Origin of the sequence: Aeromonas popoffii, assembly GCF_037818705.1 — a bacterium.
In the GTDB taxonomy this organism is placed as follows: domain Bacteria; phylum Pseudomonadota; class Gammaproteobacteria; order Enterobacterales; family Aeromonadaceae; genus Aeromonas; species Aeromonas popoffii.
The window spans coordinates 4,358,617-4,375,084 of record NZ_CP149129.1; the positions used below are offsets into that span (position 1 = coordinate 4,358,617).

At 63.4% G+C, this 16,468-nt stretch carries 10 protein-coding genes and 1 riboswitch; of the genes, 4 read left to right on the forward strand and 6 right to left on the reverse strand.

Going from position 1 to position 16,468, the window contains the following annotated elements; translation table 11 throughout:
* Positions 1–171: 171 nt before the first annotated feature.
* On the forward strand, positions 172–3,321 hold the full coding sequence (locus tag WJM78_RS20240) for a S41 family peptidase (protein WP_339015948.1): 3,150 nt from the start codon (positions 172–174) through the stop codon (positions 3,319–3,321).
* Here the strand turns inward: WJM78_RS20240 and WJM78_RS20245 are convergent.
* From WJM78_RS20245 to WJM78_RS20255, 3 genes are all read right to left on the reverse strand, one after another.
* On the reverse strand, positions 3,304–4,593 hold the full coding sequence (locus tag WJM78_RS20245; protein WP_339011400.1) for a ferredoxin reductase family protein: 1,290 nt from the start codon (positions 4,591–4,593) through the stop codon (positions 3,304–3,306). The two genes, WJM78_RS20240 and WJM78_RS20245, sit on opposite strands and share 18 nt — an antisense overlap.
* A gap of 426 nt (positions 4,594–5,019) precedes the next feature.
* Complete coding sequence (locus WJM78_RS20250) at positions 5,020–6,363, reverse strand: M12 family metallo-peptidase (RefSeq protein WP_339011403.1); 1,344 nt, start codon at positions 6,361–6,363, stop codon at positions 5,020–5,022.
* A gap of 21 nt (positions 6,364–6,384) precedes the next feature.
* Positions 6,385–7,047 (reverse strand): hypothetical protein, encoded by a 663-nt coding sequence (locus tag WJM78_RS20255; protein ID WP_339011406.1) that lies wholly within the window; start codon positions 7,045–7,047, stop codon positions 6,385–6,387.
* Positions 7,048–7,378: 331 nt separating this feature from the next.
* Between WJM78_RS20255 and WJM78_RS20260 the strand changes: the two genes are divergently transcribed.
* Positions 7,379–9,568 carry a glycoside hydrolase gene (locus WJM78_RS20260; protein ID WP_339011409.1) on the forward strand — a complete coding sequence of 730 codons (2,190 nt, stop codon included), beginning with the start codon at positions 7,379–7,381 and terminating at the stop codon, positions 9,566–9,568.
* 67 nt (positions 9,569–9,635) lie between these two features.
* Here the strand turns inward: WJM78_RS20260 and WJM78_RS20265 are convergent, their stop codons facing one another.
* Entirely contained in the window at positions 9,636–11,486 is a 1,851-nt protein-coding gene (locus WJM78_RS20265; RefSeq protein ID WP_212513440.1) for a M3 family metallopeptidase, read from the reverse strand.
* A 296-nt stretch (positions 11,487–11,782) separates the two neighbouring features.
* Between WJM78_RS20265 and WJM78_RS20270 the strand changes: the two genes are divergently transcribed.
* Positions 11,783–13,465, forward strand: a complete 1,683-nt coding sequence (locus WJM78_RS20270) for a methyl-accepting chemotaxis protein (protein WP_339011420.1) — start codon at positions 11,783–11,785, stop codon at positions 13,463–13,465.
* Between the two features lie 263 nt (positions 13,466–13,728).
* A riboswitch (cyclic di-GMP riboswitch) is annotated at positions 13,729–13,814 on the forward strand.
* A 66-nt stretch (positions 13,815–13,880) separates the two neighbouring features.
* On the forward strand, positions 13,881–15,302 hold the full coding sequence (gene gbpA / locus WJM78_RS20275; protein WP_339011422.1) for an N-acetylglucosamine-binding protein GbpA: 1,422 nt from the start codon (positions 13,881–13,883) through the stop codon (positions 15,300–15,302).
* A gap of 74 nt (positions 15,303–15,376) precedes the next feature.
* On the opposite strand, the gene cbl is transcribed toward gbpA, so the two are convergent.
* Positions 15,377–16,324: an HTH-type transcriptional regulator Cbl gene (gene cbl, locus WJM78_RS20280; RefSeq protein ID WP_042038740.1), complete on the reverse strand. Its 948-nt coding sequence runs from the start codon at positions 16,322–16,324 to the stop codon at positions 15,377–15,379.
* A complete protein-coding gene (locus WJM78_RS20285) occupies positions 16,321–16,452 on the reverse strand; it encodes a hypothetical protein (RefSeq protein WP_258224749.1) in 132 nt (43 codons plus the stop codon). The genes cbl and WJM78_RS20285 overlap by 4 nt, the downstream gene beginning before the upstream one ends.
* Between the last annotated feature and the right edge of the window lie 16 nt (positions 16,453–16,468).

The following is a 16,468-nucleotide window of genomic DNA, read 5'->3' on the forward strand; positions in this document are numbered from 1 at the left end:
TGGATCGCCATCAATACTCAATATATCCAGAGAAACATATCCCGCGCCAGCTTTTAAGAATTGTTACAATTAACAGCCAAAACAATGGGATATCCCCCCTATCTCGGGATAGTCCCCCCCTGGCGATTGGGGGAAGATAAGGCGCTTTTCACCTATCAGGAAATCTCCATGATGCGATACCGACTCTCCTTGCTGATCTTGCTGATCTGCGCCCCCCTGCAGGCTGCCGAGCCGCTCTGGTTGCGCGAGCCAGCTCTCTCCCCCGATGGCAAGCAGCTTGCATTCACCTGGCAGGGACGCATCTACCTGAGCGCAGGGGACGGCGGCCTCGCCACGCCGCTCACCGGCAGTGACTACCTGAGCCAGCGCCCGATCTGGTCACCGGACGGCAAGCAGATTGCTTTCGCCGCCAATCTCTATGGCAATGAAGATGTGTTCGTGGTGCCGAGCGAGGGGGGTGAGATGGTGCGGCTGACCCGGGATTCCCGCCCCGATCTGCCCCAGGCATTCAGCGCCGATGGCAAGCAGCTGTTGCTGAGCAGCCAGCGCCTGACCAGTCCGGAGGCGGATCACTTCGTGGCAGAGGGACTGCAAGCCAGCGCCCTCTACTGGACCCCCATAGATGGCGGCGCACTGACCCCGGCGCAGCCCCTGCCAGCCACCCTGGCCCGTCCCCATGGCAGCCAGCTGGCTTATCAGATGCCAGGCATGGATCAGCCATTTCGCAAGCACCAGCGCTCCTTTGCTGTCTCTCGCCTCTGGCTGTTCGATGGCAAACAGCATCGCCAGCTGACCGAAGACAGGGTCGCCGCCAGCGATCCCGTCTGGGATGACAAGGGCGAGGCACTCTATTACCTGAGCGAGCGCAGCGGCGATTTCAACGTCTGGCAACGGGAGCTGACCAGCGGTCAGGATCGCCAGCTCACCCACTATCAGGGCCATCCGGTACGTGGCCTCAGCGCCTCCCGATACGGCGATCTGGTCTGGTCCTGGCAAGGTGAGCTCTACCGGCTCGATGCCGGCAGCGAGGCGCCCCGCAAGCTGGCGATCCGGCCGCGCTGGGCCCAGGCTCCCGACGAACAGAGCGACGCCCCCGTCGTCATCGACGAGGCCCTCGCCCGCCAGGATGGGGAGGAGGTGATCCTGGTGAGTCAGGGGGATCTGTTTGCGGTTGACACCCGCCGTGAGCGGGTACGCCAGCTCACCCGCCACCCCAGCGAGCAGTCATCGCCGCGCTACGTGGACAAGGAACAGGAGCTCATTTATCTCTCCGAGCAGGAGGGGCCGGCCGCCCTCTATCGCCTTAAGAAGGCGCAACCGGACCGGCTGTTCAGCGAGCCCGGCCCCCTCATCGAAGAGAAGCTGCTGGCCATGCCGGGCGTTGCCATCAGCAAGCCGACCCTTTCCCCCGACGGCAAGCAGCTCGCCTTCGTGGTGGACGGTCAGGCCGTGCACCTGCTGGATCTGGCCAGCGGCAAGCAGCGACCGCTGGTCGCCGCCGAGTTCAACCCCTCTCGCCACGCGGTGGAGCTGGCCTTCGCCCCCGACGCTCACCATCTGGCACTGACCATACAGCCCGACTCGGCCCAGCAGGAGATCGCCGTCATCGACACCCGGGACGCCAGAGCCAAGCCGGTCAACGTCAGCCTCAACGGTTATCAGGACGGCAGCCCGGCCTGGAGTCAGGATGGCGGTATCCTCTATTGGCAATCCGCCAAATACGGCAAGCTCGGCGCCGACGGCGAGCCGCTGGATGGCAGCCTGCTCGGCCTCTACAGCAGCCGTGCCGCCAAGAGCGACTTCCTCGCCGAACAGGCGCCCCCCAAGGCGGGTTACGGCTTCGAGAGCGACAAGCTGGCCCACAGGGAGGCACTGCAGCTGCAACCACGCGGCCCCGTCCTCGCCAGCCGCATCGTCGATGATCACCTGATCTATCTGGTGGAGGAGACAGATGCCAATGGCGAGCGCGAGATCAAGGGCTACGCCCAGGCGTTGCGCAAGGGAGAGACCCGGCTGCTGTTCGCCGAACAGCCAGGCCCTGCGCTGGCCAGCCTCAATGATGACGCCAGCCTAGCCACCCTGGTGCGGGAGGGGGAAATTGCCCTCATCGACCCCCGCTCCGGCGAAGCCAGCAGACACCCTTACAACCTGCTGATCACCGCCAGCTGGCGAGATCGGATGACTGCCGTCTTCGACCAGATCACCCGGCTCACCCGGGACGAATTTTATCGGGCCGACATGAACGGGGTGGACTGGGATGGCTATGTAGCGGCCTATCGTCGCCAGCTGCCCGGCATCCGCAATGGTCGGGACTTTGGCAATCTGCTGGCGGAGCTGGCCGGCGAGCTGAACGTCTCCCACACCTGGGGCTATGGCCCGGCGCCCTTCCCGCGGCTGCCCGATGATACCGCCAGCCTCGGCGGCTACTGGCACGAAGACAAGCACGGGGTAACACTGACGGCCCTGCTGGCTGGCGGCCCGCTGGATCAGGAGACGGATCTGGTACCGGGCGCCCGCCTGCTGGCCATCAACGGCGCAGCGCTGCACAACCTGAACGAGCTGGATGCCCTGCTCAATCACCAGGCCGGCCAGCGACTGGCCCTCACCCTGCAGCCAAAGGGAAGCAAGGATACGGTGCAGCTCGATGTCACCGCCATGGACTTGCCGCAGGAGTACCGTCTGCAACTGGATGGCTGGGTCGCCAAGCGCCGCGCACAGGTGGCGCAACTGAGTCAGGGGCGGGTTGGCTATGTCTATCTGCCGGAGATGAGCAGCGCCGTGTATGAGGAGATGGTTGCCGATGCCCTCGGCCGTCAGCGCAATCGCGAGGCACTGATCGTGGACGTGCGCTTCAACAAGGGCGGCTACCTGGCCAACACCCTGGTGGAATTTCTGACGGGCAACGGCAGCGCCAAGGGGATGGCCCGCAGCTGGCCACGGCTCGGCAAGGGGGAGACGGACGCCGCCACCCGCCAATGGACCAAGCCCTCTGTGGTACTGGTCAACGCGGGTAGCTACTCGGAAGGCTCGGCCTTCCCCCAGTACTACCACACCCTCAAGGTGGGCCCCATCGTCGGCGAGCCTGTGCCGGGCACGGGCACCATGGTCTATGCCCACGCATCCAGACTGATCCCGGGACTGGCCTACGGCATCCCGACCCTGGGGCTGAGCAATCCGGACGGCACCCTTTACGAAAATCAGGAGCTGATCCCGGACGTGCAGGTGGCACTCACCCCGACCGACATGGTTGGCGGGCGAGATCCCCAGCTGGAAGCCGCGGTAGAGGCCGCCCTCGCCCAGTTGTCAGCGAAAGCGAAATAGCTCGCGATGCAGACGCCCGCCCGGCAACAACCGGGTCAGGGCGTCTGCCATCCCTTCCGGCCCACAGAACCAGACGGCAGCAGGCTTGTTCTGCGCAAGGCTGGCCAAGTCCAGCCGCCCCGCATCCCGGTCCAGGTGCAGTTGATAGCGAACCCCGGTACGCTGACATAACTCGGCCAATCGCTGGTGATAGACGGCGCCGGCCAGATCCGGTGCACACTGGATCAATGTGATCCCCTCCCCCCGTTCACCACAGGCTACCAACCCCTCCAGCCAGGCGACGAAGGGCGTAATACCGATCCCGGCGCCAAGCCAGAGCGACTGCCCCCGGCGAGCGGGACAGACAAAGGCACCATAAGGCCCTGTCACCGTCACAGCGTCATCGAACCGGGCAGCCTCGACCAACTGACGGGTATGGTCTCCCAGCGCCCGCACCGCAATCACCAGCTGACGCTTGTCCGGCGACACCCGCACCAGCGTGAAAGGATGAGGGCCCTCCTTCGCATCAAACTCGAAGAAGGCAAACTGGCCTGGCCTGTAGTGCGACAGCGGCGTCTCCAGCTGCAAGGTGAATTCACGGGTACTGTCCGCCAGGGTGCGCAGCGCCACTATACGGCCCTGATGACGATCCCGCTGACCGGTCAAACCCAGCAGGGAGTAAACGGCAGCCACCGCCCCTGCACCGCCCAGCAGAGCGATGCCGAGCCCTACGGGTGTCAGCAGGCCAATCTGGGGCAACAGGCAAAGAGCGTGTATCCACCCCGCCAGATAGATGAGCGGCGCCAGACGGTGGATCACCCGAAAACGGCCATAGCTCACCAGTGATAACAGGCTCACCACCACCAGGGCGATCAGCAGATAGAAGCTCCACTCTCCCAGCGTATTGCCAAGGGCATGCAGGGAGAGGCCATTACCTGTCCCCGCTCCGCTGCCCGCCGCCCGGCGGACAGGCCGGGTCAACCAGCCGGCCGTCACAGCCCACTTGGGCGCCTCCACCAGCAACCAGTGACTGATCAGGGCCAGGGTCGCGGCCATGGCGCTGTGACGATGGAATCGCAACATGCGATCCAGCCCGCCACACCAGACTTCCAGCCTCGGCAAACGCAGCGCCAGCAACAGGGTCAGCGCCATGTAGCCCAACCCCAGCAGGCCGGTCAGCAACAACATCTCATGGCGCCATGGCCAGACGCCATTGGCATCCCCTGCATATCCCGCCCACCAGATCACTGTCGCCAGCACTGGCAGCAGCCATAACGCCCGCTTGGTCACCATTTGTTGCTCCTTGTCCCGTCTTATTGTGCATTGCTCGCCCGGCTCACCCAACGGCCACGCCGGTATCCTTGCCCCATTACACGCCTGTGCCATGACAAGACTTTGCCAGCCAGAGGTGACTTGGTGACAGAGTGTGACAAGAGGGCAGACCCAAAAATGGGGCCTTATGGCCCCATGGTTAACCGGCTTTGCGCAAATGCCCGCCAGCGTATCAGGCGAGGGAGCAGCCGATTGTAGTTGGCGCTCAGCAGCAAGATGCCGAGCAACAGCGCAAGATAGGGGAACAATGGGCCTGTCACGTGGGGAAAGCGGGGCAATTCGGGATCAGTGGCGCTCACGCCATGGCTGAATGGCGAGGATATGGCAGGCAGAAACAACATGAGTCACCGCGCCCCTGGCTGCGTGCAGCCAAGGGCGCGGCTCATATCAGGCAGACAGCGTCTTGACCGGTTGACGGGCCAGTGCCAGCTGATATCTGTGCTCGGCCAGCTCCACCTCGCGACGCGCCTCTCCTACCTTGTCTTCGGCACGCTTCACCGCCGCCATCAGCTGATTGTAGCGATCCCAGCTGCCGTTGTACTCGGCCACCTCATCGTTAAAGCGCTGGCTGATCTCGTTGTACTGGCGGATCAGTGCATTGCTCTCGTCACACAACTGGTTGATCCGGGTAATCAGCCCCGCCTGAATGGTGCGGATCCGCTGATACTCGGCAGGACTGTAGCTGCCGTTGTAGCTGTTGTGCTGCTGCACCAGCCGGTTGCGCTCCTGAAGGGCTTGGTTGCTGCGCTGATGGAGGGAGGCCTGCTCGCGCGGGTAACGATCGAAGTTGGCCAGCAGCACCTGCTGCCGGTCCTGCAACGCGGTACTGGCTGCCACTTGCTGGCTGTAGTGGGCCTGAGCCATCGCCAGATCCTGACGACGAGCCTCGAGCGAGCGTTCCAGCTCACCCATATCCGGTATCTCCTCCGTCACCATGGTGGGATAAAAGTTGGCGATCTGAGGCGTGGTGACCCGCAGCGCCCGCACCGCATCAGCGCCATTGGCCTGATCCTGGTGATCCACGCCGCAAGGCTGGCCCTTGCAGACCAGATCCGGGCTGGAGAACTTGTACTCATGGCTGTAGACCCCGAAACTGGAGGGGTAGGCCATCACGGTGGCGAAGGAGCCCTGCACCCCGTGCCCTAGCGCATAATGGTAGGTGCCACCCGTGCCATCCTGCAGACGGGAGTGGTTGAGCCCCATGTTGTGGCCAAGCTCGTGCGCCAGCACTACGTCGCCGCAGCCGGTGGCGGTGATATGGCTGAACATGCTGTCGGCTTCCTTGGATACATCCCCGTCAGCATACGCCTTGCGACCATCGGCATAGGTGGCCGAGCCCCCCAGCCAGGCCAGCCCGCAACTGCCGTGGTCACCCGTGTTGGGCCGCATCAGCACCACCATGTCGGCGCCATAGCGGGTCCGCAGGGCAGGCACATCCTTGAAGGCTGGCACACGCTGCTTGGTCACATCCCTGAGTGCCTGGCCGTCCGTGCCACTATCCGGATAGTTCACCTGCTGGCTATGCACGGCACGCACCGTCAGATCCAGACCGCTGGCAGCATAGATCTGGTTGGTGACGTTGATCATGTGCTGGATCCGGGTCTGGGCATCCCCCTGATAACGGGCCGCCAGCCCCGGGCTGTGCAGTACCATCAGGTCGATGGTTTCCGCCAGTACGGGCGTGGCACCGAGCAAACCCGCAATCATGATCCCCAATGTCGTTTTCTGCATGTGATTTTCCCTCTGCTGTTGTTATTGATGAGTCGGGATCAGGGCGTCACTGCCGCCATGACCCCGATCCAGTGGCGGGTTCTTGTAAACCCAGCCCTTGCCCCCCAGCGTCTCGACGGAGTAACTGCCTTGCGGCGTGCCGATGAAGCCGAAGGTGGCTTGCTTGCCGACGGTGAAATTGACCGGATAGCTGTCACCGTCGACTCGTATTTCGCCCTGCCAGTTGCGCTCCCCGCCGCGCTGCAGCTCCACCTTGGTCACCCTGGCTTCCAGCGTGCTGCTGTCCGGCAGCAGCAGGGTCACGCGATCGCCAACCTGGGCCTGCCCAAGCTCGCTGCCCTGCAAAGCGATAGGCAGGAGCTGTTCCACCCCCTCGCCAGGCTCCACCAGCGGAAAGTCGGCATCCACCTCGGCCACCTGCCAGGGAGCATCAAGCTGCTGGCTCCCATCCGCACGCAGCCGGCCAGGTTTGGCGGCCGCCTCTGCCGGCGCGGACTTGATCTCGGGTGTCGACATCACGGCAAGCTGAGCCGGCTCTACCAGATCGGGGGAGTCCACCAACCGCTCGCCGCTGTGGCCAGCCTCCAGGTCCGGCGCCGCTGGCTGCGGCCACAGGCACCAGCCGATCACCCCGGCCAGCAGGGTGCACAACCCCAGCCCCACACCCCATTTTGTCGCCTTCATATTGATACTCCAGTCAGAAACAAATCTTATAAAACAAGGTCTTGAGTTCAAAATGAGCGGGCATGCTAGAAACTGGTGACCAGGCTGGCATCCCCCTATATGGGGCGTCTAAAAGAGGAGGCGTGACAGATCCTGTCCCCTCTTAAGGTCGATGAAACCAGTGCTGGCGGGGGCTACAAAGGGGTTCAAATGATGCTTTTTATTCGAAATGGAACGACTTAAAAAACGGCTGACTCGATGCCATTCACCCCATATGGGTTAAGCAAATTTGGCTGTACCGGCGGGCTGGCAACGGCGTACCCTGAGCCATCAATCAGGTCGAGGATGTTGAATGAAGGGTTTACAGACAACGTCACCCGCACTGGGCTGGCTGCTGATGTCACTGCTGGCGGCACCGCTGGCCGCCGCCCCCCTGACGCTGCAGGGTGAGACGCAAAGTTACAGCATAGATCCCGACACCCTGGCCATTTCGGTCAACAAGATCCCGGTCAGCGCGGGCCAACCCGCCCGCCAGGTCGATCAGTTGCAACAGGACGAGCAGCAGGCCAGCTGGCACTGGCCCGCCCAGGACGCCAGGGTGAACGTCAAGCTGGACGGCGATGACTTGCTGCTGACGCTGGTCAGCGACAGTCCCCGTCAACTGGCCTGGTACAGCCTGCCGAAAAACCAGACCCACCTGTCGCTGGCCTTTGGCGAGGGCAGCCGCTTCTCGGTACGCGACAGCGACTGGCTCGGCTATGTCGGCGACGAGCTGGCCGAGCTCAACACCCACCACGACCTCAAGCTGCCGCTCTGGAGCCAGGATGCGGGCAAGCAGACCTACAGCTGGATCCTGCAGACCCCTTATGACAACCAGCTCAGCTTCACTCGCAAGGGGGGACGGCTGCAGTTGAGCGCCCAGCACGAGTTCAGCAGCGTCAACCGGCAGGCCCCCATGGTGGTGCGCTTGAGCGTGGGGGATGACTGGCTGGCCGGCGCCCGCCGCTACCGGGAGTGGTTGCAGGGCGAGGGAGCCTGGCAGTCACTCGCCGACAAGTTTGCCCGCATTCCTGCCGGTCGGCGGCTGATCGGCGCCAGCCATGTCTATTTGTGGGGCGATGCCCTGCTCGACAGGCAGGATGTGAAGGATTGGCCCGGCCTGCAGGCCACACTCCGGCAACAGCCGGCCTGGCTGCAAGGCTTCAGCGGCGAGGAGCGAGCGGCCCTGGCGGCTTCGGCACCCGAGCCCTGGCAGCAGACGCTGATCATGGCCGGCCTCAACCGGCTGATTGCCAGCCTGCTGCCCCTGCCTGCCCAGCAGGGCCCCCTGAGCCAGAGCAAGGTGCTGGCCCTGCGCCAGCAGTGGGTCAAGGGCCAGTTCGGCGAGCAGCTGGTGGCGCAGGAGCGCTGGGGCCAGGGCCTATCACTGCCTGTGGTAGAGGCGCTGCAACAGGCGGGGCTGCGCAAGCTTTGGCTCGGCACACCGCAATGGACGGCCGCCCTGCAACAGGGTGATGCCCTCACCGCCGCTCAGCGCCTGGGCTATCTGGTGGGCAGCTATGACTCCTACGATACCGCCATCCCCCCCGGCAGCAACGACAGCTGGCTCACCGCCCAGCTGCCTGTCGAGATCGGCAAGCGCTGCGCCATCCTCGAGGCCAACGGCAAACCCAAGCCCGGATTCGGCGGAGAAGGGGTCTACCTCAACCCGGGCTGCACCCTGCCCTTCGCCAAGAGCCGCATGAGCGAACTAGCCAAAGCCAGCGGCATCAACAGCCTGTTCCTCGACGTAGACGGCACCGCCATGGCCTCCAACGATGACAACCCGGCCCACCAGCAGGGCAGCCAGGCCATGATCGCCGACCGCAACGCCCGCATGAGCTGGGTGGGGGAGCGGCTCGGGCTGGTGCTGGGCTCGGAGGATGGCAACGCCCTCACCAGCAAGCCGCTGATGTTTGCCCACGGCATCCAGAGCTGGGGCTTCGGTTGGGAGGATGCCGCCATGCGCCAGCAGGCCAAGTCACCCTACTACCTCGGCAAATGGTGGCCGGACGAGGCGCCGCAGCTCTTCTTCCAGCCTGCCCGGCTCAAGCCGCGCTACCTGAAAACCGTGTTCAACCCGGCGGATCGACTGCCCCTCTACCAGGCCGTGTTCCACGACGCTGTGCTCAACAGCCACCACTGGCTGCTGGACAACCTCAAGTTCCCGGGCATCAAGGAGGAGCGCGCCCTGCTCGGCCTGCTCTACAACACGCCACCGCTTGTCAACCTGAGCCGCAGTACACTGGACAGCCGCCTGCCGGAGCTGGTGAGGCTCGACAGCCAGTTTGCCCCGCTGCACGAGGCGCTGTGGGACAAGGCGCTGGTGGGATTCCGCTGGCGGGACGGGGTGGGCCGGGTGCAGGAGACCCGCTTCTCCGATGGCAGCCGGCTGGTGGCCAACTTCAGCCAAAGCACCATGATACTCGATGGCCACAAGCTGCCGGGCAGGCAGCTGCTGGTCGCCCTCAAGGGCAAGCCGGTGACCTTGCTGAAGATGTGACGCCCCCGCTCGTCATCTAAAAAGAGAGCCCTGCCAATTGGCAGGGCTCTTTTGCAGGCGGGGTTTCCTAACTCAGGGTGGCGTGCTCGGCCTCGCCATAGCGCCGGATCCAGGCCTCGAAGTCGGCCAGCATGGCTGCCTCCGAATGGCTGTTGTCGGCGACAAGCAGATCCCCGTGCACCACCCGGATGCGGGCATTGAGCGGCGCACCCTCGCCCGCCGGCGGCCGCTGCTGCGCCGCCGCCATGCAGGCTTGGGCCTGCGCCCAGGCATCGGCCACGCTCTGGTTGCATACCCGGGCCAGGGGGGCTGCGCTGAAGCCCTCGCCGGTAAGGCTCTGCAGCGTCTGGTCATGGGTCATGCCATTGCCCGGCCCCCAGTAGTGGGCGGCCAGATCCGGCCCGATGCGCGGGTTGTCGGTGAGATAGCCGTCACGCTTGAGGAAGTAGGCGCGGGTCTGCTCCACCGCCATCAGCGCCAGCAGATAGCCGTGGTAGGCACAAGCCGACTCTTGATTAAGGAGGTGCGGAATGGCCAGCAGCGGACGCGGGCTCTCAGTGCCGAGGATCTTGCGCTCCCACTGGCGAGCCAGCGCCAGCACGGCGGCCGGGGTGCGATCGCCGTCGGCCATGGCGTAGAGATCTCGCTCGAAGTAGGAGACCAGCGCTATCTGGCGCTCGTTGAAGGCACGAAAGGGCTGGCGCGCCTCTATCATCGCCTTGATGAGCGAATCGGGGATCGCCTCCCCCGCCTCGTTTCTGGCATAGCGCTTGAGCCAGTCAGCATCGTCCAGCAGGCTGTCGCAGAACATGGACTGGGTCTCGGCATAGGCCATGGAGGTGGGCGGGAACTCTTGGGAGAAACAGGGTGCGTTGCCGGTCACATTGGCAAAGTGGGCTGCGTGGCCCCCCTCGTGGAACAGGGTGTTGAGGCCGCTCCAGCCGCTGCCTACCTGAGATGGGTTGGCCAGGCTGGTGAAATTGACCACGGCGGGCACCCACTTGCCCTCCTGCCAGAAGCTGGGCACAGGGCCGTGGCAGAAGCCGTTCTCGTATTTCCCCTCCCGGGTCAGCAGATCCAGGGTGAGGGTCGCGTCCCGATACTGGATGCCGAGCCGGCGGAAGCTCTCGACCCAATCCTTCAGCGCCCGGGAGAAGGGCACATAGGGATCGAGCTGACGGGTCACGTCGCCGCTGACGAAGTAACGCAGGTTGTGGGGCAAGAGCGCCGCCTCCCCCTTGGCCGCCTTGAGTTCCGCCAGGCTCTGTTGCACCCGCTGCTCGGTGCGGGCGATGAAGTCATCCAGCACAGCAAACAGCTGCGCCGGGCTCATCTGCTCGTTCTTGCGCACCTTGTAATCGAAATAGTCGCGATAGCCCATGGCGCGGGCGAAGCGGTTGCGAAGCAGAACTATCTCCAGATAGCCGTTGTCGACCACCCACTGCTCCAGGGTATGGAACATGGCGAGTGCGCTCTGGCGCACCGCTTCATCGGCGCTGGCAGCCAGTGCCGTGCTGGCGGCGGGCAGGCTGCCGGACACCTGGCGGCCCTGCTCGTCCAGCAAGGTCAGCTTCAGCTCCCGGCGACGGGCGAACAGCGCCGCCTCGGCTGCTACCAGCTCGTCCATCAGGGCGGCAGCCGCCGGATCCTCGATGACATTGCACTCGAAGAAGGCAATCCAGCCCCCCAGACCTCGCTTGAGATCTGTCTCTTCGGCCAGGGCCTGCATCTCCCTCAGTACCGGCAGGCGCGCAGGATCGGCACAGAAGGCCTTATAGGCCTGCTCGGCGGCGGTAAAACCGGCCTGATTGTCACTGGTGCCCATGTAGGTGGACCAGAACAGGTCCTCCTTGCGCCTGTGTACCTGCAGGTAGTCGGCGTTGAGCTGGTTCAAGTAATTCCTGGCAATGGAACTCATAAATTCCCTCTTGTTATGGGGCAGCCCCCTGGGGCGCCCACTCCTTTTTTTGGTGAAATGCCAACTCATTCACACTTTTTGCAAATAGGGCAGGCAAATAGTGCGCCGGGATGCGCACAACCACACTACCAAAAGTGAGGGTTTCTGTCTGCTGGCTATACTAATTGTCAACACGCTCAATTAGCGTTCAGTCACCACAAATCATTGAAAGTTAATTAAATGTTAACACCGAAATAATCAGGGCCATCGTCATGACTGGCCATAACCAGACCCGTACGGGAAAGAAGGAATAGCTTATGTTCAAGCTCGGTGATATCGCCGTGAGCCGCAAATTGATGTTGCTGCTCTCACTGGCACTGGTCGGCTTTATCGCACTGCTGCTCATCTCGGCCAGTGCCTTGCATCGCAATCTGATGAGTGAGCGGGAGGCACGACTGCAGGCTGTGCTGGATCTCGCCATGAGCCGGATCCAGGCCCTCGCTACCACACTGCCCGCCGCTCAGGCCCAGGCCGAAGCCAAGGCCATGCTCAGCAGCATGCGCTTCGATGGCGACAACTATCTGTTCGTGATCGATGAGACCCGCCACGTGGTGGTGCACCCCACCAAACCGGAGCTGGTCGGCCAGCAGATGGGAGAGAGCGGCACAACCACCGGGGCGCACTGGCAGCGCATGGTGGATCTTGGCAAGGGGGGCCAGCATGGCCGGCTGGAATATCAATGGATTGCCCCCACGGGTGAGACGGCCCAGAAAATGTCGCTGGTGGCGGGCTACCAGCCCTGGGGCTGGATCCTGGGATCCGGCGTGCCGCTGCAAGACATCGAGGCCACCATCTGGTCCCAGTACCAGCTGATGGGAGGCGCCACCCTGCTGGTGATCCTGCTGATGGGGCTGCTGGGTTTTGCCATCAGTCGCTCCATCGTCAATCCGCTGGCCGAGATCAAGCGGGCCATGCAGCAGGTGGCGGCCGGGGATCTGGTGGTCAGCATACCGATACACGGCAAAGATGAGCTGGGTGTCGTCGCCACCTGCACCAACCAGGGGCTCGACGCCATCCGTCACGCACTGATCGAGGCCAGCCAGGGTGCCCGCAACGTGGCGGATGCCGCCCTGCGCATCGCCGCCGCCGCCGAGCAGACCAATCAGGCGGTCAACAGCCAACGGGATCAGCTGGCTCAGCTCGCCACCGCCATGAACGAGATGAGCGCGACCATCTCGGATGTGGCGGGCCACGCGGAAAATACTGCCCGCGATACCCAGGATGCCACCAACGAGGCCGGGCTCGGCAACCGGGACGTGCATGCCAGCGTGCATGGCATTCAGGCACTGGCCACCGAGGTGGAGCAGGCCACACTGCAGGTCAATCAGCTCAAGGAGGGGGTGATGCAGATAAGCGAGGTGACCACCGTCATCAGCGCCATCTCGGAACAGACCAACCTGCTGGCGCTCAATGCCGCCATCGAGGCAGCCCGCGCCGGAGAACAGGGACGCGGCTTCGCCGTGGTGGCCGACGAGGTGCGCCACCTGGCGAGCCGTACCCGCCAGTCTACCGAGGAGATCCAGAGCACCATAGCCCAACTGCAACAGCGGGCCGTCACCGCCGCCAGCGCCATGGATGCCAGCCGCAAGCTGGCGGCGAGCAGCGTCAGCCAGTCGGAGAAGGCAGGGCAGGATCTCTCCCTCATCGTCAATCACATCCAGCACGTGAGCGATATGGCAACCCAGATAGCCACCGCCGCCGAACAGCAGAGCATGGTGGCCGAGGACATGAACCGCAACGTCAGCGGCATCAACGACTCGGCACTGGAAATGTCCCAGTCCGCCTCGCAACTGGCCCAGGAGAGCGAGCTGCTGGCCGGCCTCTCCCGCAGCCTGGACGAGCGGCTGGCGGTGTTCAAACTCGGCAACACCATAGACCGGCAACGGGCGCCCCTGCATCCGCAGACCGGTCAAACCGAACGTCCCCGCATTCGCCACTGATCCGTCCGGCCCTGTCGCAATGCCCATCCCTGCCAGCCTCGCTGGCAGGGTTTTTTTATTGATAAAAAATGTCGTTTTTTTGCATCTTATCGAGATGATTCACGACATTCAGCAAGGTGAGTAGCTTAAATATACATTTAAGAACATCAAGTTAAGCATTTGCACCACGCCAACGCGGTTAAGCTCAAACATTTATATTTAATTATTTAATCAAAACTAGTCATGATGGGATTGTCGTCAAACGAGACGGCGCGACCCTTTATGTAGTCATTTGGCAAACTGGTTGAAAGGCCAGGACGCAAAGCCTCCGGTCTAAAGACATGTCGTCCAGGATAGCGGGGTTGCCACACGCAGGTGTGTATAGGGGAACTCCCCTGCCAACTTGACTGCCCACATCTATCGAACAGAGGACTGTATGGCAGCAAAAATCCAACTCAATCATATCGCGACGGCGCTGGCACTGCTGGCCAGCGGGGGTGTGCTCGCCCACGGCTATATCAGCCAGCCGGAATCGCGCAACTATCTGTGCAAGACCGGTGGCAACAGCCAGTGTGGCGCAGTGCAGTGGGAGCCCCAGAGCGTGGAAGGCCCTTCCGGCTTCCCGCAATCCGGCCCTCAGGATGGTCAGATTGCCTCGGCGGGCAGTCCGAACTGGAGCGAACTCAACGCCCAGACCAGCGATCGCTGGGCCCGGCGGGAAGTGCAGGCCGGCCCCTTCGCCATCAGCTGGACCTTCACCGCCAACCACGTCACCCGCAACTGGCGTTACTACCTCACTAAACAGGACTGGAACCCGAACCAGTCGCTGACCCGCGCGGCCTTCGATCTCACCCCCTTCTGCGTGGTGGATGGCAACATGGTACAGCCGCCCAAACAGGTCACACACAGGTGCACCCTGCCAGAACGCACCGGCTATCAGCTGATCCTGGGGGTGTGGGAAGTGGGCGATACCAGCAACAGCTTCTACAACCTGATCGACGCCAACTTCAAGGGTGGCACCCAGCCACCACTGAGCTGGAGCCAGGGCGGCACCATCTACCCTTCCACCGATCTGGCGGCCGGTGACAGGGCCAGAACCCTGGTATTCGACGCCAATGGCGTACGCCCCGATCTGCAGACCGAGCTGACCATCACCACCACGGAACAGGGCCAGAAAAACAACTGGGCCCATGCCCTGGCCAGCAAAATCAATACCGAGCAGAGCCAGATCCGCGCCGGTCAGCAGAACGCCGACGGCCAATTCAACCCTGTCTACGGCCAGAACCCCGTCTACCTCAAGGCAGGCAGCACGCTGGAACGCGTCGAGATCCAGCTCGAACAGCTGGAGCCACCGGTGGGCAACGACATCAGCGTGAGCGGTCTGGAGAGCGAATACCTGCTCGACAACGGCAGGCTGACCCTCGACTTCACCGTCACAGCACAAGGGGATCTGGCCGTCACCAACACCCTGTATGACCACGGTGGTGTGGCCAAGGGCCACTCCTCTGCCGACATCAAGGACAGCAGCCAGAGCTTCACCATGCCGCTAGCGGGACTCAGCGCCGGCCACCATCAGCTGGTGATCGAGGCCAGGCCGAAGGCGGGTGGCGAAGCCCTGCAGCAGACGCGGGATCTGATGCTCAAGGATCCGTCCGGTGGTGACTACCAGTTCACCTTCCCGGAAGGGCTCAAGTCCTACACCGACGGCACCAAGGTGCTGCAACCCAAGAACGGCAAGGTCTATCAGTGCAGGCCCTTCCCCGCCAGTGGCTGGTGCAGCCAGTGGTCAGCCAGCACCACCCAATATGAACCAGGCATCGGTACCCACTGGCAAGGCGCCTGGATTGCGCTGAATTGATCCAGCGCCAAGCCATCACGCCATCACGAAAACGGGGAGCCACTGGCTCCCCGTTGTGTATGGTGTGACAAGCCTCAGATCTGGAAGTCGAGGGCCGGCTCGCCGCCCATGGCGCGAGCCTGAATGTCCGCCAGCGCCAGCTCGGGGTTGCAGAGCTGGATGAACTGCCAGGCGAAGTTGTGCTGGAACTGCCCCTGCTTGAGACCGATCCAGGCGGTGTGCGGCGCAAACAGCCGACTGCCGTCGAGCTGCACCAACCCCTTGTCACGCTGGGTGTCGAACGCCATGTCCGCCAGTATGCCGACCCCCATCTCCAGTTCGACATAGGTCTTGATGACGTCGGAATCCTGGGCGGTCAGCAGGATCTGCGGCGCAATCCCCGCCTCGGCAAACGCCTCATCCACCCGCGCCCGTCCGGTCAGCCCGGCCTGATAGGTGATGATGGGCCAGTTCGCCAGCGCCGCCAGTGTCAGCTCCCGCTCGGCGGTGAGGGGGTGCTGCTCGGGCACCACGATATTGTGGTGCCAGCGGTAATAGGGAAACGCCACCACCCCTTCGCTCTTGTCGAGCTGCTCGCTGCTGATGCCTATGTCCACCTCGCCAGCCTGCACCAGCCGCACTATCTCCTCCGGGCTGCCCTGGTGCAGCTCCAGCTGCACCAGCGGAAACTGCTCACGAAAGGCCTTCACCACCCGTGGCAGGGCGTAGCGTGCCTGGGTGTGAGTGGTCGCCACCAGCAACCGGCCCGATTCGCGATTGGCAAAGGTACTGGCCAGTTTGCGGATGTTGTTGGCGTCGTTGAGGATGCGCTCGGCGATCACCAGCAACTCCTTGCCCGGCTCCGTCATGCCGAGCAGCCGCTTGCCATAGCGGATGAACAGCTCTATCCCCAGCTCCTCCTCCAGCTCGCGGATATGGCGGCTGACCCCGGACTGGGAAGTGAACAGGGCATTGGCGACCTCGGTCAGGTTGTAATCCCGCCGCGCCGCCTCCCGAATAATACGTAACTGCTGAAAATTCACGTCATCGCCTCCTGCGCTGACTGGCCGGTCGGGGTCGACCCCGCCGCCGTTTTCTTGTTATCTGCCTGACCTGACTCCTCATCGAGTCCGGCAACGGCCTGACACCCTTGTATCCCAGGCGGGCTCACACCGCCATCCTATCTG

Bases quoted from the DNA above. Each gene is read 5' to 3' on its own strand.
- WJM78_RS20270 (WP_339011420.1), top strand. From the start codon at position 11,783: ATGTTCAAGCTCGGTGATATCGCCGTGAGCCGCAAATTGATGTTGCTG.
- WJM78_RS20265 (WP_212513440.1), bottom strand. From the start codon at position 11,486: ATGAGTTCCATTGCCAGGAATTACTTGAACCAGCTCAACGCCGACTAC.
- WJM78_RS20255 (WP_339011406.1), bottom strand. From the start codon at position 7,047: ATGAAGGCGACAAAATGGGGTGTGGGGCTGGGGTTGTGCACCCTGCTG.
- WJM78_RS20240 (WP_339015948.1), top strand. From the start codon at position 172: ATGCGATACCGACTCTCCTTGCTGATCTTGCTGATCTGCGCCCCCCTG.
- WJM78_RS20250 (WP_339011403.1), bottom strand. From the start codon at position 6,363: ATGCAGAAAACGACATTGGGGATCATGATTGCGGGTTTGCTCGGTGCC.
- WJM78_RS20260 (WP_339011409.1), top strand. From the start codon at position 7,379: ATGAAGGGTTTACAGACAACGTCACCCGCACTGGGCTGGCTGCTGATG.
- gbpA (WP_339011422.1), top strand. From the start codon at position 13,881: ATGGCAGCAAAAATCCAACTCAATCATATCGCGACGGCGCTGGCACTG.
- WJM78_RS20245 (WP_339011400.1), bottom strand. From the start codon at position 4,593: ATGGTGACCAAGCGGGCGTTATGGCTGCTGCCAGTGCTGGCGACAGTG.